The 26,987-nt window shown below is 60.8% G+C and carries 17 protein-coding genes and 2 pseudogenes; 8 read left to right on the forward strand and 11 right to left on the reverse strand.

Going from position 1 to position 26,987, the window contains the following annotated elements; all coding sequences use genetic code 11:
* Positions 1-484 precede the first annotated feature (484 nt).
* Positions 485-634 (reverse strand): hypothetical protein, encoded by a 150-nt coding sequence (locus ACQKRQ_RS27325; RefSeq protein WP_427480757.1) that lies wholly within the window; start codon positions 632-634, stop codon positions 485-487.
* Between the two features lie 184 nt (positions 635-818).
* Here ACQKRQ_RS27325 and htpX point away from each other — a divergent pair, with 184 nt between their 5' ends.
* The 3 genes from htpX (at position 819) to ACQKRQ_RS27340 (ending at position 3,661) form a co-directional block, all read left to right on the forward strand.
* The gene (gene htpX / locus ACQKRQ_RS27330; protein WP_427480759.1) at positions 819-1,688 is read left to right on the forward strand and encodes a protease HtpX; all 870 of its coding nucleotides are present in this window, start codon (positions 819-821) and stop codon (positions 1,686-1,688) included.
* A 165-nt stretch (positions 1,689-1,853) separates the two neighbouring features.
* A complete protein-coding gene (locus ACQKRQ_RS27335; RefSeq protein ID WP_427480760.1) occupies positions 1,854-2,930 on the forward strand; it encodes an AI-2E family transporter in 1,077 nt (358 codons plus the stop codon).
* Positions 2,931-3,280: 350 nt separating this feature from the next.
* Entirely contained in the window at positions 3,281-3,661 is a 381-nt protein-coding gene (locus ACQKRQ_RS27340) for a YkvA family protein (protein WP_427480762.1), read from the forward strand.
* A gap of 447 nt (positions 3,662-4,108) precedes the next feature.
* Here ACQKRQ_RS27340 and ACQKRQ_RS27345 read toward each other — a convergent pair whose 3' ends face one another.
* Together ACQKRQ_RS27345 and ACQKRQ_RS27350 are read right to left on the reverse strand one after the other, a co-directional pair.
* Positions 4,109-4,792, reverse strand: coding sequence for a TonB C-terminal domain-containing protein (locus ACQKRQ_RS27345; protein WP_427480763.1), 684 nt, complete (start codon positions 4,790-4,792; stop codon positions 4,109-4,111).
* Between the two features lie 254 nt (positions 4,793-5,046).
* On the reverse strand, positions 5,047-5,424 hold the full coding sequence (locus tag ACQKRQ_RS27350; RefSeq protein WP_427480765.1) for a hypothetical protein: 378 nt from the start codon (positions 5,422-5,424) through the stop codon (positions 5,047-5,049).
* A gap of 556 nt (positions 5,425-5,980) precedes the next feature.
* On the opposite strand from ACQKRQ_RS27350, the gene ACQKRQ_RS27355 reads away from it, so the two are divergent.
* Positions 5,981-6,196, forward strand: coding sequence for a winged helix-turn-helix domain-containing protein (locus ACQKRQ_RS27355; protein WP_427480912.1), 216 nt, complete (start codon positions 5,981-5,983; stop codon positions 6,194-6,196).
* A gap of 253 nt (positions 6,197-6,449) precedes the next feature.
* Here ACQKRQ_RS27355 and ACQKRQ_RS27360 read toward each other — a convergent pair whose 3' ends face one another.
* The 6 genes and pseudogenes from ACQKRQ_RS27360 to ACQKRQ_RS27385 all read right to left on the reverse strand — a co-directional run bounded on the left by ACQKRQ_RS27360 (position 6,450) and on the right by ACQKRQ_RS27385 (position 20,336).
* On the reverse strand, positions 6,450-8,798 hold the full coding sequence (locus ACQKRQ_RS27360) for a PAS domain S-box protein (protein WP_427480767.1): 2,349 nt from the start codon (positions 8,796-8,798) through the stop codon (positions 6,450-6,452).
* 419 nt (positions 8,799-9,217) lie between these two features.
* Positions 9,218-9,375, reverse strand: a pseudogene (locus ACQKRQ_RS27365) (multidrug transporter subunit MdtN); the annotation flags it as partial.
* Positions 9,376-9,966: 591 nt separating this feature from the next.
* Positions 9,967-10,689: an OmpA family protein gene (locus ACQKRQ_RS27370; RefSeq protein WP_427480769.1), complete on the reverse strand. Its 723-nt coding sequence runs from the start codon at positions 10,687-10,689 to the stop codon at positions 9,967-9,969.
* A gap of 80 nt (positions 10,690-10,769) precedes the next feature.
* The gene (locus tag ACQKRQ_RS27375; protein ID WP_427480771.1) at positions 10,770-17,204 is read right to left on the reverse strand and encodes an ESPR-type extended signal peptide-containing protein; all 6,435 of its coding nucleotides are present in this window, start codon (positions 17,202-17,204) and stop codon (positions 10,770-10,772) included.
* An 884-nt stretch (positions 17,205-18,088) separates the two neighbouring features.
* A pseudogene (locus tag ACQKRQ_RS27380) lies at positions 18,089-18,208 on the reverse strand (hypothetical protein); the annotation flags it as partial.
* A gap of 1,033 nt (positions 18,209-19,241) precedes the next feature.
* Complete coding sequence (locus tag ACQKRQ_RS27385; RefSeq protein ID WP_427480773.1) at positions 19,242-20,336, reverse strand: sialidase family protein; 1,095 nt, start codon at positions 20,334-20,336, stop codon at positions 19,242-19,244.
* An 889-nt stretch (positions 20,337-21,225) separates the two neighbouring features.
* Between ACQKRQ_RS27385 and ACQKRQ_RS27390 the strand changes: the two genes are divergently transcribed.
* A complete protein-coding gene (locus tag ACQKRQ_RS27390) occupies positions 21,226-21,402 on the forward strand; it encodes a hypothetical protein (RefSeq protein ID WP_427480775.1) in 177 nt (58 codons plus the stop codon).
* A 2,064-nt stretch (positions 21,403-23,466) separates the two neighbouring features.
* Here the strand turns inward: ACQKRQ_RS27390 and ACQKRQ_RS27395 are convergent.
* Positions 23,467-23,862 (reverse strand): response regulator, encoded by a 396-nt coding sequence (locus tag ACQKRQ_RS27395; protein WP_427480776.1) that lies wholly within the window; start codon positions 23,860-23,862, stop codon positions 23,467-23,469.
* A 513-nt stretch (positions 23,863-24,375) separates the two neighbouring features.
* On the opposite strand from ACQKRQ_RS27395, the gene ACQKRQ_RS27400 reads away from it, so the two are divergent.
* From ACQKRQ_RS27400 to ACQKRQ_RS27410, 3 genes are all read left to right on the forward strand, one after another.
* Positions 24,376-24,828, forward strand: a complete 453-nt coding sequence (locus ACQKRQ_RS27400) for a hypothetical protein (RefSeq protein ID WP_427480778.1) — start codon at positions 24,376-24,378, stop codon at positions 24,826-24,828.
* Positions 24,829-25,345: 517 nt separating this feature from the next.
* Positions 25,346-26,065 (forward strand): hypothetical protein, encoded by a 720-nt coding sequence (locus ACQKRQ_RS27405; RefSeq protein WP_132380501.1) that lies wholly within the window; start codon positions 25,346-25,348, stop codon positions 26,063-26,065.
* Positions 26,066-26,280: 215 nt separating this feature from the next.
* Positions 26,281-26,457, forward strand: a complete 177-nt coding sequence (locus ACQKRQ_RS27410; RefSeq protein ID WP_427480780.1) for a DUF2934 domain-containing protein — start codon at positions 26,281-26,283, stop codon at positions 26,455-26,457.
* 226 nt (positions 26,458-26,683) lie between these two features.
* On the opposite strand, the gene ACQKRQ_RS27415 is transcribed toward ACQKRQ_RS27410, so the two are convergent.
* Positions 26,684-26,983, reverse strand: coding sequence for a hypothetical protein (locus ACQKRQ_RS27415; protein WP_427480782.1), 300 nt, complete (start codon positions 26,981-26,983; stop codon positions 26,684-26,686).
* Positions 26,984-26,987 lie beyond the last annotated feature (4 nt).

The following is a 26,987-nucleotide window of genomic DNA, read 5'->3' on the forward strand; positions in this document are numbered from 1 at the left end:
ACGCGGAACGCCGCTCTCGGCAACATCGCCGTCCTGCTGGCTGCTGTGGGGGTATTCGGAGCCGGGGCGGCCTGGCCCGATCTGATCGTCGCCGCATTGCTGGCGACGCTGGCCATGACGCGGCCGTCCACGTACTTCGTCAGGCACGCACGAAACTCGGAGAGATTGGTCCGAAGCGCAAGAGCATACCGACAGTGCCTGAAAATTGAACGTCGTCGTGGGTGAGCCCCGAGACCCGGCAAAAAACATCGCGGTTGCACGCTTCCGACAGGCCGAAGTTTTCCTTCCCACGTCTCCTTTCCCCTTAGACGCTACTTCCTGGGACTGGCTACCTCGTCTGTCGTCCGCAGCGCTGCGTTGGCTGTGACCAGCAGCCTCGCATTGGGATCGCACAGTAATGCATCTACATCGCCGAAAGCTTTTTTAGCTCTTTCTCGCCCGTCTTCGCTGTCTTACCGATTTCAGCGACGGTCTCAGCTTCCTTTTACAGTCGCTTGACCAGCTTTGCGGCGCACCGGCTATCGAGCGTCCCTTCGCTGACGAACCTGCTGATCTGCGTTGTCAGCGCGGCCAGCGTCGCATCGGTCGTTTCATTCGAGAATCCGACATCGTCGGAGGAGGATTTCTTGCTCATCAGAATTCTGCCAGGTGGGCCCACCTGCACGGAGCAGGATTAAGCGTCTCGCGAAGAAAGATAGCAATCGTCTTATGTTGAAATAGCAACATTACATAAACCTTTCGGTTATCCGGTGTCAAAGGAGAGTTGAGGGTTCTCTGTCATCGCAGCCATTCAGCCGGTTTCCACAGGAGACTTGCCAGTGAAACGAATTTTGCTGTTCCTCGCCACCAACCTCGCGGTGATGGTGGTGCTTTCGATAGTATTGAACGTGTTGGGCGTCGGCGGCTTCTTGACCGGGAGCGGGCTTAACGTCAATGCGCTGCTCGTGTTCTCGCTGGTGATCGGCTTCGCCGGCTCGATCATTTCGCTTCTCATCTCCAAGCCGATGGCGAAATGGACAACCGGGGCGCGCGTCATCGACTCGCCGCGCGATGCGACTGAGCAATGGCTGGTCGACACTGTGCGGGAGCTCGCGCAGCGTGCTCGCATTGGCATGCCGGAAGTCGCAATTTTTGAAGGCGCACCAAACGCGTTCGCCACAGGGGCTTTCAAGAATTCCGCGTTGGTGGCTGTCTCCACCGGTTTGCTGCAATCGATGAACCAGGAGGAAGTGGAGGCGGTTCTTGGCCATGAGATTTCGCACGTCAGCAACGGCGACATGGTGACCTTGACGCTCATTCAAGGCGTGGTGAATACCTTTGTGGTTTTCTTCGCCCGTGTGGTCGGGTACTTTGTGGACAAGACCTTGTTTCGTACCGAACGCGGTGTCGGTCCCGGGTTTTACATAACCGTTATTGTTTGCGAGATCGTTTTCGGCATTCTCGCTTCGGTGATCGTCGCGTACTTCTCTCGCCTGCGCGAGTTCCGCGCTGATGCGGGCTCTGCACAACTGCTGGCTTCTCCGCGACCGATGATCAATGCGCTGGCCCGCCTGGGTGGACTTGCACCCGGCGAACTTCCGCAATCCTTCAAGGCGTCCGGCATCACCGACAAGCCGGGCTGGCTCGGGCTGTTCTCCACGCATCCACCGATCGACAGGCGTATTGCCGTGCTGCAAGGCCGCGGGTAGTCAGTGAGGCAGCGTTGCGCACGGCATTCCGACATGCGACGTCGACGTTTGGCAGGGGGCTCAGGCGCGCGCCGGTAACGGGCTTCCTGTGGCGACCACGGGCCACGGCGCGCGGAAGCACCGGTGCGCCCACAAATTCTCAGCGGATCTAAAGGAAAGGCGTTCATGTGCGAGAGTTATCCGAAGCCCCTGGTCAAGCGCGTCATCCTCGCCTTTCTTCTTGGCGGGCTCGTCGTGCTGAGCTACGTAGTGCTGCGCCTGTTCCTGGTGCCTGTCGCCTGGGCCACTATCCTTGCCTACGTGACCTGGCCTGTCTATCGCCGCTTGCGCTCGCTTATGCGCGGGAACGCTACCGGCAGCGCGCTGCTGATGACGATCATTCTCTCAGCGGCGTTCATTCTGCCGGCAATCTGGCTGATCATGCTGCTGCGTGGCGAACTGGTCACGGCCTACCAGACTGTCGCCGGCTACCTCGCCAATGGCCCGCACAGATTGCCGGAATTGATTGTGCGCATCCCGTGGCTTGGGCAGTGGCTGCAGGAGCTACTGAATCAGGTCTCGGCCGATCCGACGGCTTTTCGCGCGCAAATCGCTGAATGGGGCCGGCAGTGGACCGGGGAGGTCGGCCAGTTAGTCGGCGGCGTGGGTCGCAATGCGACGAAGCTGGGCTTTGCCTTGCTGACGCTGTTTTTTATGTACCGGGACGGCGAAAGCGCGTTGGATCAGGTGTGCCGCGTACTACGGGGTTTTCTGGGCGATCGCATGGACGCCTATCTCGCTTCTATCGGCGGCACGACCAAGGCGGTCGTCTACGGGCTCGTGCTGACGGCACTGGCGCAGGGCGCGCTTGCCGGCCTCGGTTACTGGGTTGCAGGGATGCAGGCGCCGGTGTTGCTGGCTGCGTTTACGGTGCTGATCGCGTTGATACCCTTTGGCACGCCATTCGTATGGGGATCGATCGGTGTATGGCTCCTCGTCACAGGAAAAACGCTAGCAGGGGTCGGCCTTTTACTCTGGGGTGCACTGGTCGTTAGCTGGGTGGACAACCTGATTCGTCCGCTCGTGATCAGCAGTGCTACCCGGATACCGTTTCTTCTGGTCGTGTTCGGTGTGCTGGGCGGGCTTGCGGCCTTCGGGCTGGTAGGGCTGTTTGTGGGCCCCGTCATCCTGGCGGTCCTGATGGCAGTGTGGCGTGGGTGGCTGGAGGAACAGGCAACCGTGGGCACTGGAACACAATCCTAGCCCGATCTACTGCTGAACCGATCAACTGCTGGTGCCGTCATGCGGATTGAGCAGGATGATTCGTTAACCTTAGAGCCTAAAGAGCTTATGGACGTCGACCTGTGGTCACTCATCGAACCGTTCCTGCCCGCGAGGACACCGCGCAATCGCCGATACGAGGATACAAAACCGGCCCGGACTGGGCGAACTGAGTTCCCGCGCTGTCGATTGATGAACGCGGAGACGCCAGCCGCCGTTGCCGCAGGGATTACAAGTTATGCGCCACTGCCCAACGCAACAGGTGCGATAAAGTCCCGTGAGGAATCTCTCATGTGCCTGTCGGCGCACTCGCAAGTGGAGCTCGACGCTAGATGCTGCAATCACTCATGGCTTGGGCAACGCGGCTAAAGCGAGACGTAGTCACGCTTATGTTCGCCAGCCACGATCCGGCCACGCCGTTGCTTGCGAAATTTCTCGCATTGGCAACGGTGGCATATGCGCTTAGCCCGGTCGACCTTATTCCCGACTTCATACCCGTCCTCGGCTATCTGGATGATCTGGTTGTCGTGCCGCTTGGAGTCTGGCTCTGCTTGCGCCTCATCCCGAAGGCAGTCATCGAAGTCAATCGGGGAAAGGCCGCAGTCTGGTTAGCTGGGAAACCGGTGAAGCAAAGTAGCATGGTCGGTCTCGCCACGATTCTGTCTATCTGGGCACTCTGCGCCTGGTTGCTGTGGCGTTGGCTTGCTCGCTGAATTGGCCGCACGACTTGCAAGTTGTGCGACAGCTGACCTGGCAATCGGTTGAATGTCCGGTCAAGCCGACGCAGCGGCCGGTCGAACGTCGCCGCAGCAAGTCGGATGAGTGCGCCTTAATGGCCGATTGTTGTCGGATGAGTGCGCGAGCCAGACCGGCGGAATTGACGATTGCTGCTATAAATAGGGAAGTTTCGCGTGCTACAGATCTGCTTCGGCAAGGGTAGCCATCCATATCTGACAGGCATTGCGCCTGTCATTCCGCCCCCTGAACTATCGCTGCCAGGAAGACCCGCAAAGTGACTTTGAGCGGCGCAGTTCGACCCGCTACAGACGGTCACCCTTCTCCGAAGCTGCCGCTCGAGCACCGCTAACTGACTGTTGTTTAAATTGTGACGAATCAATCAATGGCGCCGCCCCCCAACGGCGAGGCATGTCGCGGCTGACTCAATATAAGTTCCCGTTCGGTTTCCGCACTATCCCTTGTTGATAGAACGTAATCTGGAAGTGCTCCAGTGCTTTCCCATTCTCATATGCCGGCATCGGATCAGAGAGTTGGACCGCATCAAACGCTGCTGCGTCCCACGCGACATTACCGCTCGACTTAACGATCGCTGCCGACAACAGCTTGCCATCTGGGGCGCAATTCACCGAAATCACCGTCGGCAGACTAACGCTATCGCCATGCCATTTGAGGTGGGAGCGCACGAGGCGTGTGACCTGCTGTGGAAAGGGTAGTTTAGCTGGGTCGGCCACAAACACGAAGGTCGTCTTTACCGGGATGGATTTTCCGAACAGACCCGGGAAGGGCTTGCAGGTGGCGACCCGCGACTGGCTTAGCGCAAGCTCATCAAAAGCAGCGTTGCCGGACGTTTGCGAAATCCAGGTACTTTGTACTATTCCCTTCTCATCGAGCACTACGTCGACTGCGGCGAGTCCATTTGGCACTGTCCCGTAGGAAGCGTTTGCAGGCATGCCATACTGGCAGGGTATTTCCTTTGCCGGAACCAACCGCGCGGATGTTGGCGCAGGTTCATGTTCGGCGATCGAGCCCGAGTCGTTTGGCGTGCTTGCCTGTACAACTGCGGAGATCGCATATAGAGAAAACAGTAATCCTGTAAATCGCTTCATGGTTTGATTTTTTGCTGTATGGACGGGCACAAAGGTGACGCGAGTTTACCGATTGTCGACGATCTAGACGACCGCATCGAACGTCTCAATTTGGCCGAATCCGGAGGTCCGGCCACCGTAGGCGACCGCCCATCGCACCACTTCGTCGAACCTCCGTAGCCGGGCCGCACTGGCACATTCTCCGATGCGTTGCCAGCCCCAGACAGGATGGTTAGGAGCCGCTCGCAGTCCCACCGCAGCAAGTCGCTGTCAGACTAGCGATAGTTAATCAAGCTGATGATGTCATTAAGGAACCACGGCAGAATCAATTGCGTATCGGGATAGCTGACACCGACGCTGAGCCTCGGTGGGCTTGACGCGGAGTAACCGGGCGTCGCACCGTCGGTAGTGTGCAGAACGTACGTGTCCGCGTCGGATGGCTGGGCGGTCTGATTGTTCGGGGGCGACCATCTCGAGGCGCAGCCGGCGGTGAGCACGATGAGGGCTGCTGCGAAGCAAAAGGGCTTCATGATGGTATGAAACTTCGGCAACGTTACTTTGACAATATAGTTGATGAAGAATTCGTCCCGGCAGGTGGCTGGCTTCTGCCGAACGCAGGAGGCGCAGACCGACCCTTTTCGGCCCGTCGCCATGTCGCGAGTCGAACGGCGTGCTACGAAGTTGAAGCGGTCATTCGAATCACCGTCGAGACCTAGACTCGACCAATGCTTCTCGTCTCTTTGCCGAAAGACGGAAGCTGGCCTAGGGGTAATCGTCCGAATCGTGCAAATTCCGGCGGTTTGTCCGAAAAACGGCCGACAGATCAAAGACTTGTGTAACTCACGATACGCGACAAGTGGGAAACGTCAAACCCGTGCTGCGCAAACCTCCGCAGCCTGCAACCGCCAGATAATGCACGGAAAATACAAATACCCCTTATAGTCGCCACTGTTCTTCCCCTTGCCTTGCTCTAATCCACCGGCAGTACCGAACTCGTATGTCCGTCTCTGAAGACCTGAATAAGCCGCCTTGGAGCGCTCGAAGAAGGGCAGTTGCATCCATGTTTACGGCCGGAATCCCCATGCGTGAGATTGCCCGTCGATTGCAACTGGGCCCGGCCGCCGCACGGAGGTATGAATCGCTCTTTGCCACGGCGGAGCCGAAGCAATCCTTCGGTTGAACGACGTTGGGCGACCGTCTGTTCTCGATGTGCGGGCTCCCAGTTGGCTCACGAGCGCCATCAAACATTCGCCGCGCCTACACGGGTTCGGGACTGATGTCTGGAACCGCGAGCAACTGCGGATCGTTATCGAGCGGGAGTTCGGTATCGCCTATTCTCTCTCGCACTTGAACAGGATTGTCCGCGACCTTGGATTGTCCGATCGCCTTGCGGTCGTCCGGGGCCGCCGAGGAACGAAAAGGTGATCGACCACGGGGGTGGATGCCCGTTGTGCGGCTGATTTCTGCTGAATGCGGTGCCGCCAAATAGTTCAGTCTAGCCGCACCGAACCCGACGATAACTGGCTCAAGTCGACTCGTTTGATCACTTAGGGCGATTCTCCTTCGCATTCCGCTCTATCTGAGACGGTCACTGGCGATGCGATAGCTTTTAACCGCGCCATGCTTCAGACAGGACGTAAGCCTCGTGTGAATGTGACCAGTACACCGAGGAGCGCATCTAGAGCTCAGAACTGCTCAGTACCTTGTCCAGCTCGTCCAGGGTATAGGGCTTTCGCAACGCCTTCCAGGCGAACGGCAGCGCTGGAACATCGGGCATCTCGTTGCCCGAGGCGAAGATGACGCGCAGCGCTGGCCTCAACCGGAACGCTTTTTCGGCGAATTCAAGTCCGGACATGCCAGGCATCGCGAGATCGGCGACCACTACGTCAAATGCCTCGTCCCCAACCCAACGCAGCGCCTCTTCCGGCGAGCCAGTCACTGCCGGAGCGTGTCCCAGCATTTTTACCAGTTCGCTCGTAGCTTCCAGCAACCCAAGATCGTCATCGACCAGCAGAACCCGGAGACCTGTCGTGCCGGCATTTTCTGCTGGCAGCGCTGCGCTCCGGTTCCTATCGGTCGCGCCCGTAGTGCCGAGTATCTGTCGAATCTTGTAGGCCAGCTGTTCCCGGCTGTACGGCTTGCTCAACAGTTCAACGCCCGGATCAAGCCGTCCGCCGTGAATTATCGCGTTCTGCGTATAGCCGGAAGTGAAAAGCACTTTGAGGCGCGGCAGAAGCTGCACGGCCTGGGCGGCCATGTCGGGACTGCGCAGTGTCCCGGGCATGACGACATCCGTAAAAAGCAGGTCGATATGGATGCCGCTTCGAATCACGGTTAGCGCCTCCTCCGCGGCGTCCGCCTTCAGCACGCTGTAGCCAAGTCCAGAGAGCATATCGACAACGGTTGACTGCACCTTCAGGTCGTCTTCGACTACGAGGATGGTCTCAGTCCCACCCAGCAACCTGACGTTCGGTCTCGCAGGAGGCTCGACTGCCTTCTCCGTGGACCGCGGCAGGTATATCTTGACGGTCGTGCCGTGGCCAATCTCGCTGTAGATGCGGGTGTGTCCGCCGCTCTGCTTGACGAAACCATACGCCATGCTTAATCCGAGTCCGGTCCCCGAGCCTTCGGGTTTCGTCGTAAAGAACGGGTCGAAGGCCCGCTCAAGTACATCTGGAGGCATCCCGGTGCCAGTGTCGGTGACGGCAAGCATGACGTACTGGCCCGCCGCCACATCGGGGAGGCCGGCAACATATTGATCGTCGAGCATTGCATTGGCCAGTTCCATGGTCAGCTTTCCGCCGCCCGGCATCGCATCGCGTGCGTTGATCGCCAGATTGAGGATGACGTTCTCCAGCTGATGAATGTCGACAATGGTGTTCCATAGACCGCCAGCGACGACCGTTTCCACTTCAATGGTCTCGCCAAGTGCGCGCCGCAGCAGATCATCCATACCCCGTATTGCGGGTGCGAGGTTAATCACAGCCGGTCGCAAGGGCTGCCGGCGTCCAAAAGCAAGCAACTGGGACGCGAGCTTTGCGCCGCGATCGACCGCGTCGATCGCCTTGTCGAGCCGCTCCCGGGTCCATCCGTCGCTGGCATGACGGTTTCCCAGCAGTTCCAGGTTACCGCGTAATACCTGCAGTACGTTATTGAAATCGTGCGCAACGCCTCCCGTCAGCTTACCGATGGCCTCCATCTTCTGAGACTGAAACAGCGCCGTCCGGGTCTCTTCGAGAACTCGGCTCGCTTCCATCCGCTCCGTGATGTCACGGGTAATCTTCGCGAATCCAGCAAGCGTTCCTTCCTCGTCACGGATGGCATCGATCACGACGTGTGCCCAGAAACGGCTGCCATCCTTCCTCACCCGCCATCCTTCCGCTTCAAACCGGCCGTCCCTTGCGGCAGCGGTTAGCCCGCGCTGTGGCAGTCCTGACGCAGCGTCTTCCGGCATGTAAAAGCGTGAAAAATGCGAACCGATGATTTCTTCTGAAGCGTAGCCCTTGATGCGCCGTGCGCCGGAGTTCCAGTTTGTGACCACGCCTTCCGGCGATAACGTGAAAATTGCGTAATCGGTCACCCCATTCACCAGCATGCGGAAGCGTCGTTCGCTTTCGAGCACTGCCTCATGCGCGGCCTTTTTCTCCGTGATATCGCGCACAATGTTCACATAACCGGCAAGGCGGCCGCCCTCCGCATGCAATGCGGTAGTCACGTCGCTGGCCCAAAACGTCGAGCCGCCCTTCCGGACCCGCCAGCCTTCGGTTTCGTGACGCCCTGTCCGCCGGGCTGTTTCCAGGCCAACCGCAGGCGCCCCTTTTTGGCGGTCATCCTCTGTGTAGAGGATGTCCAGCAACTGGCCAATAATCTCGTCCGGCTGGTAGCCGTGGATCACTATGCCACCGGAATTCCACGTCAGAATCCGGCCTTCCACCGAGATCGCACAAATTGAATAATCAAGAACCGATGCAACCCACTTGTCCGCCCAGTTCTGGATCGTATCGCCTGGTTGCCGTTTTTTCGGCATATTCAACTCCCGATTTGGCTGCCCTTCAAGCCGTTGTGGTCGCCCAATATATTACCCCGTCGTTCGATGAGATCAGGGTGGCCGGCCCGCGCGTTCCTTTCGTCCCTGGCTCGGCCGCGAGATCGAGTCTTTTGCTGCGGCCGAAGTCGACGGGTAGCTTAGCGAAAAAGACGCTTCCGCAAGAGAGCGAATTCGAGAGTTATGGCGAAGCGAAGAAGGCGCTAACGATGCGTTGTCCGCCTGTCCTGCGATGGTCCGCTGACCGAAACGAAACGCTAACCGGCCAATCGGCGGTTTAACCAAACTATTGCATCCACCGGTTGAATCCGCCGCCCGACTACTGCCAGATAGCCAGTGCGTCACGAAGCGGCCGAATCTCCAACTGAAATATCGGCGTGGGCAACGACGACACTTTGAGCGCCAACTTGACGGGTTGCCCTACCGCTCACCAGGTAGACCATGGCGGGCGTCCCCGTGCTGACGCCCTTGAGTTCGGTCTCGCGAAAGTTCGCGACCACACACCTGTGGCGCGTGTCGATCAGTGTCAAGACGGTTTGAGCGCCGTTGCAAACTGGCCTCACGCGCAATATCGGTTCCGCTATCCACCCCGACAGATCTTCCGCCCCAGTCTCTCCAGATGCCCTTGTCAAGATCACAGTGCTCGTCGATCAGGCGGTATCGTCATTCAGATTGCGGCAGACGATCCGGCCGGCGTCCGCCCGATAGGTAGCACCGCCGAAGCAACACTGCCAACAGCGTTTCGAACTGGTCGACGGCCATTGCATGCTCCCTCCTGTAGAGCGGAAGAGAACAAATCGCAATCAGCGCGCCTGACGGAGCGCCGACGGCCGGCCGCGTTTCCTGGGTTTCAGCTCCCCTTCGCGCTACCGGCGCGTCCAGCACACCCAGGCAATGCGTCAATGGTAATCGTCGCATCATAGAAGATCAGTTGCTCGAAGTTGTTCGGGTTGGCGTAGGCGCCCTCTTTCGGTAAGAAGCCCACGCTCGTGTGCGGGTCGCTGTGGAGCCCGAGAAGTCCTTCGATACCATGCTCTGGAAAGCCCGCCGTCCTGCGTTTGGCAACTCACTTGCCCTGAACGACGACCTTGCCCTCGAAAGGACTTGGCCGCCTCCTCAGTTTTCGTTAAGTTTTCGCCGTCGACGGTCTTCACTGTGCCCGAATTTCGATGGAGACTCGCCTGTCCGGTTGCAGGCAAGCGATGAGCGACTTGCTCCCGCCGTCCGGACATTGCGTTGTTGAATCGCCGGAGCCCACGCCCGTCGCATGAATCACCTCACCGTTCAGTCCATGATCGATCATGTACTCCCGCACCGTCTGGGCACGCGCCAGGGACAACGGCTGGTTGACCGTTTCAGGCCCAAGACGGTCGGTATGGCCTACGACCGAAATGGACTGAACGCCACTGCGCTGCCTGATACGCTTAATGACCTGATCGAGACTTGCCACCCCGCCCGGCAGCATTGAAGCGCGGCTTGATTTGCCGAAGGCAAACAACGCATCGCTTTGGATCACGAACTGATCAACCGTTTGCGCCGCAGGTGCGACCGGCTGCGAGGACGCTGCAGCCGGCGTGACCGGCGCGTCGCCGCAGGCAAAGGTAAGCCGCCGCGTGACATCGGCCTGGTCATTGTCCGGCAGCAGGCGCCCGACTTTCTGCACCGGGCGAACCGGTTCTCCGTGACATATCTGCTGAGCCACCTTCATACAGGTAGCAGGTCCCTCGAAGATCCCATGACATTCGACCTGATGAAGCGTGGAACCGTCGGCGGCCGTAATCGTATAAGCGTTAAACGTCGGCCCCGAGGCAGTCGAACATCCTGCAAGCAACACCAGGCTCAGCGACAAACCCCATCCAGAAAGCTGCTTCATTGTGTTCTCCATACTGTTTTTCGTACGTCAGGTTCTGAGCACGATCATGTTGTCCGCACTTGAGCGAAGGCGTCTGCGCCCTACCATTGCATGGCCGCACCCATGCCGAAGGTAGTGCCGCCGGGGCTCATGCCGACGCCTGCCTTCATCTTGATGTTTTCGGTGACACGGGCGGTCCCCCCCAGCGCGACGGCCTGATAGCCACGAAAGCCCGCCGTGCCGATGCCAAACGACAAGGTCTTGTCCTTGTCGACCTCCGGAATCATCGTCAATGCGGTCGCTGCGGCGATGCCGGAATAGGCATTGCGCGCGACGGAGTTGATGCCCGATTGCAGCTGATCCACCCGTTGATCGGTATAGGAATTGGCCTGCGCGAGCCCGGCATTGAGCTGGTCCACGTTGACTGCGTCCGTCCCCTGGGTTCCCGCAGCCACATTCGCCACCTGCCGCGTATCGGCAAGCGAGCCAACGGATACCACGTTGCTGCGGCCTCCGTCCGTGCTACCAGCCCCGAGCGCCACCGAGTTATTCCCGCTCGCGGCCGCGCCGACCCCCACTGCGGTCGCGCCCGTCGCGCTGGCTTGCGAACTGTTGCCGACCGCCGTGCTATTCGACCCGGATGCCGATGCGCCTTGCCCGCCCGCCGACGAATTCGATCCCGTGGACGCCGGTGGCGTCGGCGTGCCGGGCGAGGACGAGAAGCTGCCGCCGCTGTTCGTGGTCCGTTGGTTGATCAGCGTGGTCAACTGGGTTGACACCGCGTCCAGTTGCGAGACGTTCACCGCGTCGGTTCCGGCCTTGCCGGCTGCCACGCCGGTGATCTGCCGATTACCGATATTGACCTCACCCGCGGACGACTGCGGACTGCTCAACCCGTATGCGATGTAGTTGCTCAACGCGCCAACCGTCGTCACCGAACCCGCGCCTAGCGCAACGCTGTTTGCCATCGACGCGCTCGCGCCTGAGCCCATCGCGACCGCATCGATGGCGCTGCTTTGCGCCCCCGAACCGATAGCAATGCCGCCTGCATTCGCAGCCTTTGCGTTCGCCCCTTGTGCGATCGACTGGGCGCCACTGGCGATGGCGCCGCTGCCGAGCGCGATCGCATCGGCCTGTGCCGCGTTCGAGCTCTCGCCAATCGCGACGCCGCCCGGTGCCGTGGCATCGACGACGGCGCCGTTGCCGATGCCCACACCGTTGTCACCGTTGACCACGGTGGTCGGTCCGACCGCAATCGACTGCGCGCCGACCGCGAGCGAATCCGCCGCCGTCGAATTCGCGTGAAAGTACATCTGTCCGGTAACGGCGAACGACGATAGCGCGCCCGCAAGCTGCCTGATGGTGACCGCATCCTGTGCCTGCGTGCCGTCCGCGACGTTGGTCAACTGGCGATAGGTGTTGCCGGCCGCGCTGCCGAAAGACACTGCGCCGAGCAAGGTTTGATCCGACGTGTTGAAAGGAATCGCATGGGTGCCATTCGCAATTGAACCGATCCCGGACAGGACCGCGCGATCGGACACGGATCCCGAGCCGATCGCGACTCCGCCGGCCACCGTTGCGCTCGACAGGGCACCCAGCGCAAGCGCGTTGTCCGCCTGCGCGGCAGCGCCGTTGCCGCCAGCAAAGCTGCTCACGCCGGCGGCCGTTGCCCCCACGCCCGCCGCCAGCGCATTGACGCCGGTGGCGCCGTCGTTGTTGTAGTTGCCGCCCTGTGTGCCGCCATCGTTCACGCTGTAGTAGTGCGTCTTGCTGGCGGTCACTACGCTGGCGAGGCTGTCCACCGCCTGATCCGTCGCGTACAGCTGCGAACCGTTCACCGCGTCGGTGCTTGTCGCGCTCACCCGGCCTGCCGCCACGTTGGTCACCGTGCGCTCGTTACCGGCGCTGCCCACGCTGACCGTGCTCGTCGGGGCGGCACCCGCGTAGGTGTAGGCCGTGCCGTTGATCGTGTCGCCGGTCGTTGCCACTGCCGCAGCCGTGGTCGACCCGCTGCCCAGCGCAACGGCATCGGCGTTATTGGCCACCGCGCCCTGACCCAGGGCCGTGCTGTTGGCGCCGGCCGCGGTGGCGGCCACACCCGCCGCAAGCGCGTTGGTGCCGGTGGCGCCATCGTCGGCGTAGTTGGCACTCTGAGTACCGCCGTCGTTGACGCTGTAGTAGTGCGTCTTGTTGGCGGTTACCGTCGTGGACAGACTGCTGACTGCCTGATCGGTTGCATACAGCTGCGAGCCATTCACTGCGTCGGTGCTGGTCGCGCTCACCCGGCCTGCCGCCACGTTGGTCACCGTGCGCTCGTTGCCTGCGCTGCCCACGCTCACCGTGCTCGTCGGCGCAGTCCCGGCGTACGTGTAGGCTGTGCCGTTGATCGTGACACCCGGCGTCGCCACCGCCGCGGCGGTTGTCGATGCGCTGCCCAGCGCCACGCTATTGGCGAACGTCGAGCTGGCCCCGGCGCCGAGCGCTACGGCGTCCGTGGCGCTACTCTGCGCGCCTGAGCCCACCGCCACGCCGCCCTGGTTAGCGGCATTCGCGTTGGCGCCCTGCGCAATCGACTGCGCACCGCTCGCGACCGCGCCGCTGCCGAGCGCCATTGCGTCGGCCGCGGCCGAATGCGATTGCTGGCCGATCGCGACACCGCCCGGCGCCGTTGCATCGACCACCGCCCCGTTGCCGACACCGACGCCGCTGTCGCCGTTGACAACGGTCGTCGGTCCGACCGCGATTGACTCCGCGCCCACGGCCAGCGAATCGGCCGCCGTCGAATTCGCGTGGAAATAGTTCGTGCCCGTCACCGAAAACGACGACAATGCGCCCGCCAGTTGCCTGACGGTGACTGCGTCTTGCGCCTGCGTGCCGTCGGCCACATTGGTCAACTGACGGTAGGCCGTGCTACTGCCGACGGATACCGCACCCAGCAAGGTCTCATCGGACGTATTGAACGGAATCGCGTGGGAGCCGTTGGCGATCGATCCCGCCGCGGGCAGAACCGTGCGATCTGAAACCGATCCCGACCCGATCGCCACGCCGCCGACGATCGAGGCACTCGCCTGCAGTCCGAATGCCAGTGCGTTGTTCGCCAGCGCCTGGGCACCGTTGCCCAGCGCCATGCTGCTCAGCCCCGAAGCCTGGGCGCCGACACCCGCAGCCAGCGCGTTCACACCGGTGGCGCCGTCGTCGGCGTAGTTGGCACCCTGTGTGCCGCCGTCGTTGACGCTGTAGTAGTGCGTCTTGTTGGCGGTTACCGTCGTGGACAGCGCGTCGACGGCCTGATCGGTCGCGTACAACTGCGAGCCGTTCACCGCGTCGGTACTGGTCGAGCTCAACCGGCCCGCGGCAACATTCGTCACGGTGCGTTCGGCGCCCACTTTGCCGACGCTGACCGTGCTCGCCGGCGTGGTGCCGGCAAACGCGTACGCGGTCCCATTGATCGTCGCGCCTGGCGTCCCCACCGCGGCGGCAGTCGTGCTTCCCGCACCCAGGGCCACCGCGCCGGCGTTGGTGACCGTGGCGCCGGAGCCGATCGCAAGGCCTTGCGTCGCCGCGGCCGACACCGTTGCAGCGTCGCCGAACGCGACCGAACCGGCATTGTTCGCTTGCGATGCGTTGCCCAGCGCGACGGCGCCCTGGCCGGTCGCTGCATTCGCATTGCCGAGCGCCACCGCGCCCTGGCCGTTGGACGTATTGTTCGCGCCCATGGTTATCGCGCCGGTCCCGACCGCTGAGTTCGGATCGCCGATGGCGACCGCGCCGTTACCGCTGGCCGTATTGCCCACGCCGATCGACACGGCCTTGCCGCCGGTGGCGGTTGCCGTCTGACCGATCGCTATGGCGCCGGCCGTGTTCGCGGTTGCTCCGGTACCCTGGGCGATCGAATCGCCACCCGTGGCTTGAGCCCCGTTGCCCAATGCAATGTCGTTGGCCGTCGTCGGTGCGCCGTTCACGCCGGCCACCGCATTCAGACCCTGGGCGATCGAATCGTTACCGAACGCGTTGGCGGCCGGTCCCACCGCGATCGCGTCGGTGCCGGTGGGCACACTGTCCGGCAGCACCGAATTGGTGTGAAAATATTTGATCCCGCCGCCATTGTTAATGTTGGAAATCGCTGTGGTATTGGTCGACACCTGCTGGTTGGTGGCGAACAGCTGGGACCCGTTCACCGCGTCCGTGCTCGTCGCGTTCAATGCGGCCGGCGCCATGTTGGTGATGGTCACCGGAGATCCGGCCCCCGCCCCGCCGGTCGCACCAAGCGTGATCCTGGTACCGCCCGCCGCGTCGTACTTGACCGCAATGTTGGCGGTGTTGTCGATATTCGTATTCAGCGCGGTCAAGGCACCGGCAACCGTCGTCTGCGCGGTGGGTCCGCTTACCGCCCCGGTAGTGCTAACGGTGTTGACCGGCTGGCTAAAGCCGGTGAGATTGCCGGTCGCCGCGCTATAGCTGGCGCCGCCGCCCAGGGTGCCCGCTGTCGACGTGCCGAGATTATTGATACCGGCGACAACCGTATTCAGCTGCGAGCCGTTGATGGCGTCGGTGCTGGCGGCCGAAATCACGCCGGCTGCCACGTTCTGCAGTTGCCGCTCCTTCCCAGCGGAGCCGACCGACACCACGCCATTGGCCGCGCTCGCGATGCCGGCCGCCGTGCCGCCGTATAGCGCCGTAGTGCCCGTATGTGACGCTGCGGTTGTGCTGCCCGCACCCAGCGCGACGTCGTTCGCGTTGCTGGCGGACGCGCCGGCACCCAGCGCGATCGCATGGGTCTGCTTGGCCACCGCCGAATCGCCGAACGCCAGCGCGCTCGCGCCGTTCGCATTGCTCGCGTTGCCCAGTGCGACCGCGCCCTGGCCATTGGCGGTATTGCCGTTGCCCTGCGCTACCGCGCCATCGCCCGTGGCGGCGTTGTTCGCGCCCACGGCGACCGCACCATTGCCAGTCGCGGTATTGGGATCGCCAATCGCGACCGCGCCGTTGCCGCTGGCGGTCTGCGCCTGACCGAGCGCTACTGCGCCCGTCCCGCCGAGTACCTGGGAGTTATGGCCGCCGGCGAACGAACCCGCGCCAGCTGCTGCGGCGACGGTGCTGCCGTCGCCGATCGCAACCGTGGACGCAGCGAGCGCACTTGCGGCATTGCCGATGGCAGAAGCATTGGTCGCGTTTGCCGTCGCGGAGGTACCCATGGCGAGGGCATCGGTGTTGGCGCCCGTCAGAGCTGAGTCGCCGATCGCGATGGATGAGGAGCCAGCCGAACTCGCGCCGGAGCCGATCGCAATCGCGCGAATGCCCGACGCCGCGGCGCCCGCCACCGTCGCCGGGGCAGACGCGCCGCCTTCCGCGACGGAATCGGACGAACCCAACGCTATTGCATTAGCACCGCTCGCTTTCGAGCCATTCATCATGCCGAGCGAGTTGAGCCCTGTAGCGGCGGCGCCTGCCCCCAAAGCCACGGCATTCTGTGCCGTGGCTTTAGACACTGTGCCGGCGGCCAGTGAAGAGGGACCGGACGCGGTCACATCCGTGCCAACGCCAATCGCACCCGCCGCCGTTGCGCCCGTGCCTGCGACAGAACGCGGCCCAAGATAAACGGCGTTGAGGCCGCTTGCGACGGACTGAAAGCCGACGGCGACGGCATGCGTCCCGGAGGCTGCAGCGGTATAGCCCACTCCGACGGCTGCGGGTCCGCTTGCCACGGCCTGGAAGCCAATCGCAGCAGCATAATCAGCGTTAGAGGTAACGTCAGTGCCGATGGCGATGGAGGCCGTTCCGGTCGAACCGGTGCCCGCCGCGGTGCGCGCGCCCAGATAAAGGGCGTTCGCACCAGTGGCGCTGGCTCCCGAGCCAACGGCTACACCATTGGTCTGGGAGCCTGTGGCTCCGCTGCCCAATGCGACCACGCCCGACGCGGCAGCGTTGGCGCTCGAACCCATTGCAACGCTGTTGTCTCCGGTTGCTTTCGCCGAGGGGCCGACGGCAGTCGATAGGTTGCCGCTCGAAACAGCGTCAACGCCAATCCCGATGGCCGCGGACCCGCTGGCGGCGACATCCGTACCGATGCCGATTGCCGACTCCGCGGTCGCGCCGGTACCCGGAGCCGTGCGCGCGCCCACGTAAATGGCGTTGATACCATTGGCAATGGCCTGAAAGCCGAAGGACAGGGCATTAATGCCCGTACTGCTGGCGAGAGAACCTACCGCAGTGGCTCCGCCTCCAGACGCGGTCGACTGAAAGCCCACGCAGGTGGTGCTGCCACTATAGAAGTTGAAGGGCGCCGCCGAGCAGCTCACCTGCGCCTGCGCCTGCGCGGCCCATCCCCCCAGACCCATTAACAGCAGTACGGTGACGACACGCGGGCTGGAACCGTGCAGCACCGAAGCACCATGTTCACCAGGTTCGCCGCTGCGTCCGTCGCATACGGAGGCAGCCGCTGCTGACTTTCCCTTGCCGCGCGACGCGTCCAGCTCCGACGCGGCAACGAAGGCGCCTAGCGCCTTGTTCCAGATGGTCCGATATGCTTTGTTCATGTCCTTGCCTCACCAGGTAATTGAAATGCGAAGTTCATAAGCACGGGCGTGTGCATGCATCCCACTTATTCAGGATAACTATCTATGGTGTTTAAAACGTCTCACTGCGACGCGCGTTGCTTTAGCGTTGGAGCTGCGGCAAGTTGCTTCCGCCCTCGGTGAATCACGAATTCTGCGCGCGAGCGAATACCCATGCTCACGATCCGATTCGCATGACTAATTAAATAATGAGGGTCGGTCAGATAACCAGTTTTTGGGGCGCTGGCCGCTGAGACGTTTGACGAATGTCTGGGTTATGAAGGTCCGAAGGGCAGACGCACAGAAAAGGTGATCGCGTGGCGGAGCGCCACTTGCCGGCCAGACTGGTGCGTCTTCGCCGCGCCAGTGCGCGGCTCTGTCCCGACTGGGATACTCATCGTTACTGCCCCTCAGTAGCCTGTTGCAACGTTCTCTCGGCTCATGGCATGACAAATAGTCTTTCGCCAGCCGGCACGCGCCGTTTTTCTTTCTCGCAACACCTTGAGCAATGTGAGACGCAGGCCGCCGGGTTATTCGCATCGAATGCCGCTTCTCCCATTAGCAGATCCTGTAATGGAAAGAAAGTTAAGTGCTCGCGGGGAACTTTCTCATAGGTCTTTTAATTTGTCTACAAAAAATCTTTACGATATCTGGACATTGCAGAATTTAACAATTAGGTTCCGTTCATGCGTTTCCCACTCAAAAAAATGGGCGGGATTTCCTTACATATCTTTAAGGAAATCTGTACCTTTTTCTCCATTTTTCAGTCAATTGTCGTATAGCAACGCGCATAAAAAAATGGCAGGCCAACTAGTGAACAGAAACCGCTTCGTTGATCGTGTCGCCGGACACTTCTATTTCTGCCACTGCGAAGCAATCGGGAAAAGCTGCGTGCCGTTCACTGCGTCCGTGCTGGTGGCGCTGATCTGACCGGCGGCGACATTTTGCAACTCATGTTCCTGACTGACCGCGCCGATACTCCCGACAACGTCGGCGTCGCGCCTTCTGTTGAAGTTCGTAAATTCCGCTAATGATGTCCTTGGCGCGCTAATCGTGTCCACTAACGCTGCTAGCGCGGCTTTTCTACCGCATCACGAACTCACTGCCCGACACGACTGACCAAGCGCAGGACGACGCCGCGCAGACCAACATCCACACAAGGGGATGCTGAAGGCCGCAGCAGTGACGCACAAAGCGCCATACTGCACAACCGCAGTAGCCGAATTAGCGGACACAACGAACGCGTTAGCAAAATCAACGGACATCCGAGCGTGCGTGCTTTGCTGAAACGCAACCCATTGCGTCTGCAGATACGCCTCGAGTTGCTCGCGGCCCCCCCCCCCACCGGCGGCACTTCACGCGTGGCCAGATTCAGCGCCGGATGACGCCGGATCGCCTCGATGCACTCGGGATTGCGCAACGCCGCCGTATTGCCGATCGGCAGGTCATTGACTGGGTTGCGCGCAGCGACCTCGGAAAGCTTTCCGTTGTGAGTTGCAGGCAAAGCATCGACTGCGATGATGCGGTCAGGCACGCGCGCGGGCGGCGAGCAAACCGTTCAACACGGCGCCGTCGGTCAGCACCAGCAGCAACACAACGCGCGACTCGAAGTCGTCGAACATTGATTGATTGCTGGACGTATCTCCTACTCACTGCTCGACGACCAGCGCGTCGCGGATGACCGACATTGATGCCGCGCACATTCAGTACGCCGTCGGAGCGACCGTGCATCCGGACGCCGCCGTCCGGCGAGAACGAGATCAGATCGCCGTGCGTCCAGACACCCGGATCGCTGGCGAAGTAAGCGGCGGGAAAAGCCGTCCGGTCGATGTCGCCAAAGAAGCCGCGAGGACGCGACGGAAACGGATTGAAGCAAACGAGCTGGCCGACGATCGATTCCGTGCGAAATCAAACACTTTCCCAACCTGTGATAGCAAATGCGAGCAATGTTATTCTCGCAACGGTGTTGGCAGTAATGTAGAAACAACCCGACGACAGTTCGGTGATCGGGATTCACGATTAGTGATCGGTCGTAACTTGTACTGTGCGATGGGACATGCGAAGCCTTTTAGGATCAAGCACGACATGCTTTATGTGGGTCTTTTTCCACGTATACGTGACATGAATCATGCCGTCTGGTGACTGGATAATCGCGGGGTATGAGAACTCCTGATTCACGGTATTCTCAAGGTCCAATACGTTGCGATAGGTCTGATGGTCGACCGAAACAAAAATAGACAGCCTATGTCGGTCCCAACCGCCTTCGACGTAAGGTAGCGGATTCGTGACAACCAGGTCGCGTCCGTCAGACAGGGTCAACGCGTCCAGGCCGGAATTTGGATTCGGAATACTGATCGGTGAGAGAGCGCTCCATGTCTTCCCCCAATCGCTCGATCTGGTGCTGAATATAAAACCGCTTTTCGTCCGAACGAGCGCCTGCAACCGTCCGTGGCCGTGATCAAGGATTGCAGGCTGGATCGCCTGGACAGGCCGCGGCCCGACCGCCGGGGCCACAACTTCCCACGAATTGCCTCCATCATTGGAAAGCTCGAAGTGAACTTTCCAACCATCATTCTCGGTGCTGCTTCCAGATATCACGATTCCATTTGACAGTTCGACGGGCTTGTCTTTCGCCGGGCCTGATACGCCTAAGCCCAGTGCGACCGGCTTTGACCATGTCCTACCGCCGTCAAGTGAAGTCATGCGCAGAGGATGCCAATCTGCCGGCAATTTCCCCCGGCTGTAGAACAACATCATAGGGCCTTTTTGGGGAGAAAATAGCACCGGATTAATTGTCGTCAGCACTCCACCGTCACGCGAGCGGTCACCCGCGACGCGAACAGGATCTGCCCAGTGATTGCCGGAGAAGATCGCTACCCAGACGCCAACATCGTTCGCTGCCTCTTTGCTGCCTGCTAACCATGCGGCTACCAGATTTCCGTCTCTGTAGGCAATCGTCGAAGCATGGCAAAACGATACGTTTTGCGTAGGATTGACGATTTCGGTCGACAGAATCGCGCTGAATCCGCTTTCGCTTTTCGCAGGTATTTGCACCGAGTACAAAGAAAGGATTACGAAAGATACATGCCGGAAGGCTGAGGAAGTTTGTCGCATCGTACCGATTGATTCCGATGGCATTCGTTATGAGTGAGCGTCAGCGACGCTCAGTATTTTCTCTTGACGCAGAGCAAACGTACCCAAAGTTCCTGAAGGAAAACTTAAGAGCACATTCGGGCGCAAGCACATCCGGCCGACCGATTTTGAACTGATCACTTTGTGGGGAAAGAAACCTGCGACTCCAATTGGCACACGTGGACCTGGAAAAAGGTTCGTGGCCCGATTCATGCTGCGCTCATTGCGAACCGGCGCGAGGCCATCATGGAAACCCGCATTTTCACTTATGTCGAATGCCCATGGACATCGCGGAGCCCTCATCGAAAGCCTGGACATCGGCGATTTTTCCGACCACCGGTACCGGACGCGGCTGCGTAACCTGACCCATGCCGGGACGTACGACGGAGGTGACGGACTCATCGCAAAAATGAAGCCCGGCTGCCCGGCGTGCGGTCGAAGTCTGGGCCCGGACGATATCGTCGGCCACAGTGAGTTGCAGGGGTCGGGCGAAGTGCTGCGGCCAAGAGACGATTCAGGATCAGCGGAGACAACGCTCAGCATCGGTTGCTGACAGGCGGGGCCGCGCGTCCGGTTGGTGGCTTTCGGCGGTGCCGTGTGACAGCCCGCTGTTGCCCTGAAACCCATCGCTGGCAAACTTCGCTTTCACTCTGTTCAGCCTGGGAATCACCGGCACGGGCCTGCTCGCATTGCCAGTACTCGCGGGTCTGGCGCCTATGCAATGGCGGGGTGCGTTTAACTGGCGAAACAGCCTCGCCCTGAAACACAACTGGTAAAACCTTTCTACGGCGTCATCGCCCTATCGACGCTAGTCGGTCTTGTGATCGGCTTTACAAGGATCGATCCTATCAAGGCGCTTTACTGGAGCGCTGTGATCAACGACGTGGTTTCCGTCCCGGTCATGGGGCTGATCATGTTCACGGCGGTGAATCCAAGGATCATGGGCAAGTTCATTATTCCAGTGCGCCATTGCATCGCCCGCTGGGCCGCGAAGATAGCCATGGGCGCTGCCACGCTCGCCATGTTCTGGTTGATGTTCGCTCCTTGAGTGCGTGAGCAGTGCGGGTGGACGAACCAGCTTGGATTTATGTTTCATACCTAATTCGCCCTTCCAATGTCCGCCCTTAATGGAATCCGTCCTGGAGCGCAAGGCCCGCATATCTCCGTTGAGGAAGAGGACGCTCGACACGCGCCCACGTCGGAAACATTCGACCACGGAAGAAAAAATGATGAACTGCGAACGAGCGAGAAATCGATAGTCTGGCGGCTCAGGGTGAACGGGGCAGCCGCGGCATTGCCTTAGCTGTGTTCGCAGGTCAAAGGCTTCAGCTGCGTTTTCCTTCGCCTCGTGTCTGTTTTCCTGAAGGTCTGTGATCCGTTGCTTCCTGTCGGGAAGCGTTCGACTTCAAGCCACCCTCAGATGGATAATGGCCTATCGTCCAGCAGATGGGGGGCCTTCCAACGGCGCGCGCGCGCGCATAGTTCGCGGCCGCCGACTGATCCGTTTCTGATCTGCTCCTGAACTGTTCGTCAATCGCCTCACGATCGGAGCCCAGACGCGTTCCTGAACACACTGGCAAGTCAATCAGGCTTCTTCAGTCCGCTCGGATTCTCAGGTCCACCGCGCGTCACCCCTTGATCAGTCGGCACGCTCGCCCCGCGGTTATCAGGCGCCGTCTCGCGTCGTCCGGAGGCCGCCGACCCAGAATGGGGCGCGCGAATTGCGCCAGGCACGCGCGGTCGATCGTCACTCTGAGGCGCCTCCGCGACGCTAGCGCCTCGCATCCCCGCCCCCGAGCGGGGCGCCCCTCCACCACTCGCTCCCGCCTCGCGGGCCGCGCCTGTATTCTGCGCAGATCCAGTCGCCGCAAAGATCGACATCAGCGCTGCAGCTGCGAAGCTTTTAAAGAGGACTTCCATTTTCGTCTCCATCGCCAGGTGCACGCATCCGTCGGTGCGCGCGCGTTAACTCGACAAATCGCTGCTGACACGCCGAAGGCTTCTTCCAGGAAGGCGGACGGGCTCTGGCGAATCCTCACCGCTCTGATGTGATGATCGGCGCGACTGGGCTCAAGGGCAGGCATCATGAGCAGAGCGAACGCCACCCCGTGTCTTACGCCCGTCGAGGGCTCGACGAAATCTGAAGTGCGGTACGCGGCCCGTGGGGCGTCACAGAGACGCTCATTTGCGCAAGTCTTCACCGGAAAGTCGCATCCATTTGGAAGTTCCACCCTGATGCGGCCTGCACGAGGCAGACCCTGCTACGCGCTTTGCAGTGGGGTGCTTTCATATTAGATCCGCTGAACGACGGGACCAGCATTTGTGTTACTTCCGACGAAATTGCGATAGGAAGCTCACTCTGGAGCGACGGCCTTGCCAGTGCGTGCGTCAGCGAACTATCAGGTTGGGCCCGACTTTTGCGCAGCATCTGGCACGCCGTCCCGCTGCCGAACCAGCGCATTACATAGCGGCGTGGTTCTCGACTTTCATGCCGGCGCATTTGTCCGTGCGGCCTGATCGCACTCACTCGAGGAGCAGACAAAATGGAAACGACGAAAGCAGAAGGAATGCTACGGGAGGTTGCTGGCGACGTTCAGCCGCGCATGTGTAGGCCAAGATGAAAGACCAGGAGCCGGAGCAGAATGCTTGATTGCCTCTGCGGTTTCGAAACCGTCGCGCTGAGGTATCCAGATGTCCAGGAGAAACTACGTCCGGAAACCAGTTCTTGATTATTTCCGGAGCGTCGCCAAATCCCCCAGCAACGCGGGCTTCCATGCCATCCAGTGAGAGATACGTCGCAGTCGCAATAGCAACGCCGCGATAGTCTCGACGACCAGAACACGGGGCGTACCGGCCCTACGGGTTTCGCACTGGTTACGCATGAGAGAAGTCAACATGCGGGCCTCCCCCGGTTCGTTTTTTGGCTTTGCCCGCCCATCTCGAGAAGACTAGATTAAAGCGAGACCCAGGTCAGCGTCAAATCTGCTGGCGAGATGATTGCCGGGCATGACAATTCCTCAGATAAGAGGCAGCGTGCCGGACTCCGAAAAGTCTACGGCTACGGAGCGCGCCTTGCGCATACTCGCATTGCGGCGGACGCGAAGACACTTAATCACCCATTGACCGAGGGTTTCCCGTACGCACTTGCGCCACGCCTCGATGCACGCCGGGCGAGCCGGTGCAGGTGACGCAATAGTACGGTCACCGGAAGAGGCTTACGGAGAAAGCCGGACACCTTGATGGGAGGTCGTCTTCGCGCGTCCGATGTGAGGATGACGGGTACTGACGCGAGTTCAGGGTATTGCTGCAGCTTTCGCGCCAGTGCAATTCCATCCATCCCCGGCATTGCGCAGTCTGTGACCACGATATCAGGCCGACTTTCCAGAGCGAGGCGCAGCGCATCGCCACCATTGGTCGCGGTGCGAACGAGGTGTCCCTCTGCAGCTATCAGAATGCCAAGTGAACCGAGCATCCCCACGTCATCATCTACAAGCAGAACCGTTGCCATAGCGCTGTCTCCACGTGCGTCCGTGCGCCAGTTCCAACCCATCTCCAGTTTTTCATGGCAGCAAACAGTCAGCGACTGCTGTGCGTCATGGCAGACGTCGCTCAATGCCGCCCTACAACGTTGCCGTCCTTGCTGAGGTCGCTATCTCTCAGATGCGCATGCACGATGCCCACGCCAGGCAATGTTTACCCGGGGTGGCATCGCCTCGCGCGTCCCTTCTCTAGTTGGACACGCGCTACAAAGCCCAGATGGCCGATACATGCGAATTGCAACGCGAGTCACGATTCACCTTGTCCCGTCTTCTAGCGTAACTGGTATCACTCCTGTGGCGGCGTGAGGTCTCTGACACAACGCGCCAATGCCACACCGGCCCCGTAAGGCGTTCACGCACGCGGCGATATGGGCGAAGACGGTGCAACGAACTGCTAGTCACGCCGCTTGCGCGCTTGCCCGACCGGGTATAGCCCTTGCGCGCTAGAGTACATAACAGCTGATGACGTATGGAGGAACCGCATGCCACAAGTCATCGTTGCGCTGTTCGGCTCATATCATGACGGCGACGAGGCGCTTCGCGCGCTGCAGGCATTGGGGTTAAGCCTGGACCGTGGACATTTATACGAGGCAGGAAAAGGCGCCCCGGCGCCGCCTGGTCCTGTCAACACGCCAGAGCTGGATTGGCGCCTCCACGAGTCCGCGGAGTATGCCGCGCATGGCGAGCGTCCGTGCGCAGGCGCGAACCGATACAACCCGGAGACGGAAGATTTTGGCCTCAGCGCCGACACTGCGGCTCCCGTGGGCGTGGACACAGCCTCGCGTACGCTTCTTATTATTGAGGACATAACTGGCCTGAGACCCGCTACCGCTTGCGAGGTGCTTTACGACTATGGCGCGCTCGCAGTGAAGGACGCGGCCGGCCACTGGCGCTTCTCACCCCACCGGAAGGTCTGCCGCAGCCAGGAATCGTAATTCGATTCACGACGGCCAGTTTTGCGACGCCGTGATGGGAGGTGCCTGGCTAACCGAGCGACTACGGCGAACCGTGTTAACGCACGCAGCCGTTGCAGAGTCGCACCTTCATCGGTGATGCGGGCACACCATGCGACAGTGTGCCCGGCTTCGATGTTGCGACGGGACCTGCTCAATGTTGAAATACTGGTCGCCTTTAGCCAAAACTGCAGGTGCGAAAAAGAGAGAACGCTCAACATGGCGAGCAAAATAGCCGCACCAGACACCGTCATGATACGAGCTGATTATCCCGCCTCAAAGGTGCAAGCCGAGCGCCCAGCACCCAGCCCCCAATGCCGCCAAAACCGTCGCGCAATCCACTTACGATGTGCGCCTACGGGGACCCGGACCGTGACACCGTTTGTCCTGTCCAAGTCTCCCGGGAACGCCTGTTGCGTGGCTATTGCGCGGTCGAAGCTTCGGATTTCTTAGTTGTTGAGACCGCGTTTGAACAGCCTTCAACCTGGGAGACGCCATCATGCAGATTCTTGCCACTCAAACCGGCCTGCCTCGCGTGTCATGGGGTGCCATTTTCGCCGGCGTAATCCTGTCACTCATTGTCTATCTCGTCCTCAGCGTGCTCGGGACAGCCATCGGCGCAACACTCCTGTCTCCGCTATCGCAGCCCGACCCGATGCGCGCATTCGGTTTTGGCTCAGGCGTCTGGATGATTGTCACGACGGTCGTTGCGGTCTTCACCGGTTCGTATCTCGCTGGTCGATGCGCACCTGTCCTCGGATGGCTGCACGGCGTGCTCGCGTGGGCAGTCATGATTCTTTTCGTCGTGTACGGCATGGCGTCCCTCGTCGGGGGGGCTGTCAGCGTTGCCGGCAACGTCGCCACGGCGGGCGCGACTGTAGGCGCCGCGCAGGGCCAGGCGCCCGGCGGCAACCCGGTGGTCGACTCGGTCAGACAACAGGTTCAGAGCGTGGTCGCGTCCGCAGCATCGGTAGCGTCGAGCCCGCAAGCCGAGCAGAACGCACGCCAGGCGGCAGATACCGCTGCCCGTGCCGTCGCTCGCGCGACGTGGTTTTCGTTCGCCGCGCTTGTCGTGGGCGCAATCATCGCTCTGGGGTCCGGCAGTCTCGGCTTTCGCCATCAACCCCTTTACGAGGAAGGAGGCGGCTCGTCCAGCGACGCCGCAGTACGCGCCGCACGCGGAAGTGGGGGCACACGTACCAACAGTCCTGCCCGTTGACGCCTGACGGCTGGCGTTCGGTTGTGCGCAAGGAACATGCTTCCTGTTGGGCGTCGCTCGGTCGACCGTCCGGCGCCCCCGTCGACCTGAAGGAGATTGTGGCGATGTTCGCGAGACCAGCGAGCGGCCGGTCGTCTCCAAATCTTCGCGAGTGGTCCAGGAGGCGGAGCGACAACATGCGTAGCATTCTTGAATAATCTACTGGAGAGATTGAAATGGACAACGTTTCGCGGGAAGAACAGATTCGTGTGCGGGCCTATGAACTCTGGGAAAAAGACGGTAGCGTCGAGGGACGCGCCGACGAATATTGGGAGCAGGCCAAGGCCCAGATAGACGAAGAAGAGACTGCGGGCGAAAACGGAACTGAACCTAAGAGCCGGCTGCCCAAGTGATGGAAAACGGACGCTGAAGAAAAAGAACCGCGCCGTCGACCGCCCGGCGGAGCAATAACTCTTGCCGACGAGCCGCTCGGCGGCGCAGCGGCGGCGCGCCCTTCCGTGGTCACTACGGACCGACCCGCGACGTGCCGGATGCTATCCGGTTGCGTCACGCTACCGCATAACGCTCCAGACCTTGACCTTGCAATTTACGCGGGACGCTTCTGCAGCAGCACCGCCGTCAGTAGGTCTTTTTCATGCCGCCACCCTCGGAAGCAGGTGCGTCCATTCCACCCTTCTTCTGCGTCTTGGGCTTCATCTGCTTTTGCGACATGTCGCCCGACTTCCCCATCGTGTTTGCGCCGGATGCGCCAGACGGTGACTCCGTCGTTCCGGTTGCATTCGGCGTGCCCATTCCGGCGCCACCCTGGCCTGCACCAGCGCCCCCACCACCAGTTGTGCCCGCACCCTGCGCATAGGCGGTGCCAGACAAGCTCAAGACGAATGCCGATAGCAGCAAAGCTTTCGTAGCTACTCGCATGATG

It is taken from the genome of Paraburkholderia sp. NPDC080076 (assembly GCF_050281145.1).
Lineage (GTDB): Bacteria > Pseudomonadota > Gammaproteobacteria > Burkholderiales > Burkholderiaceae > Paraburkholderia.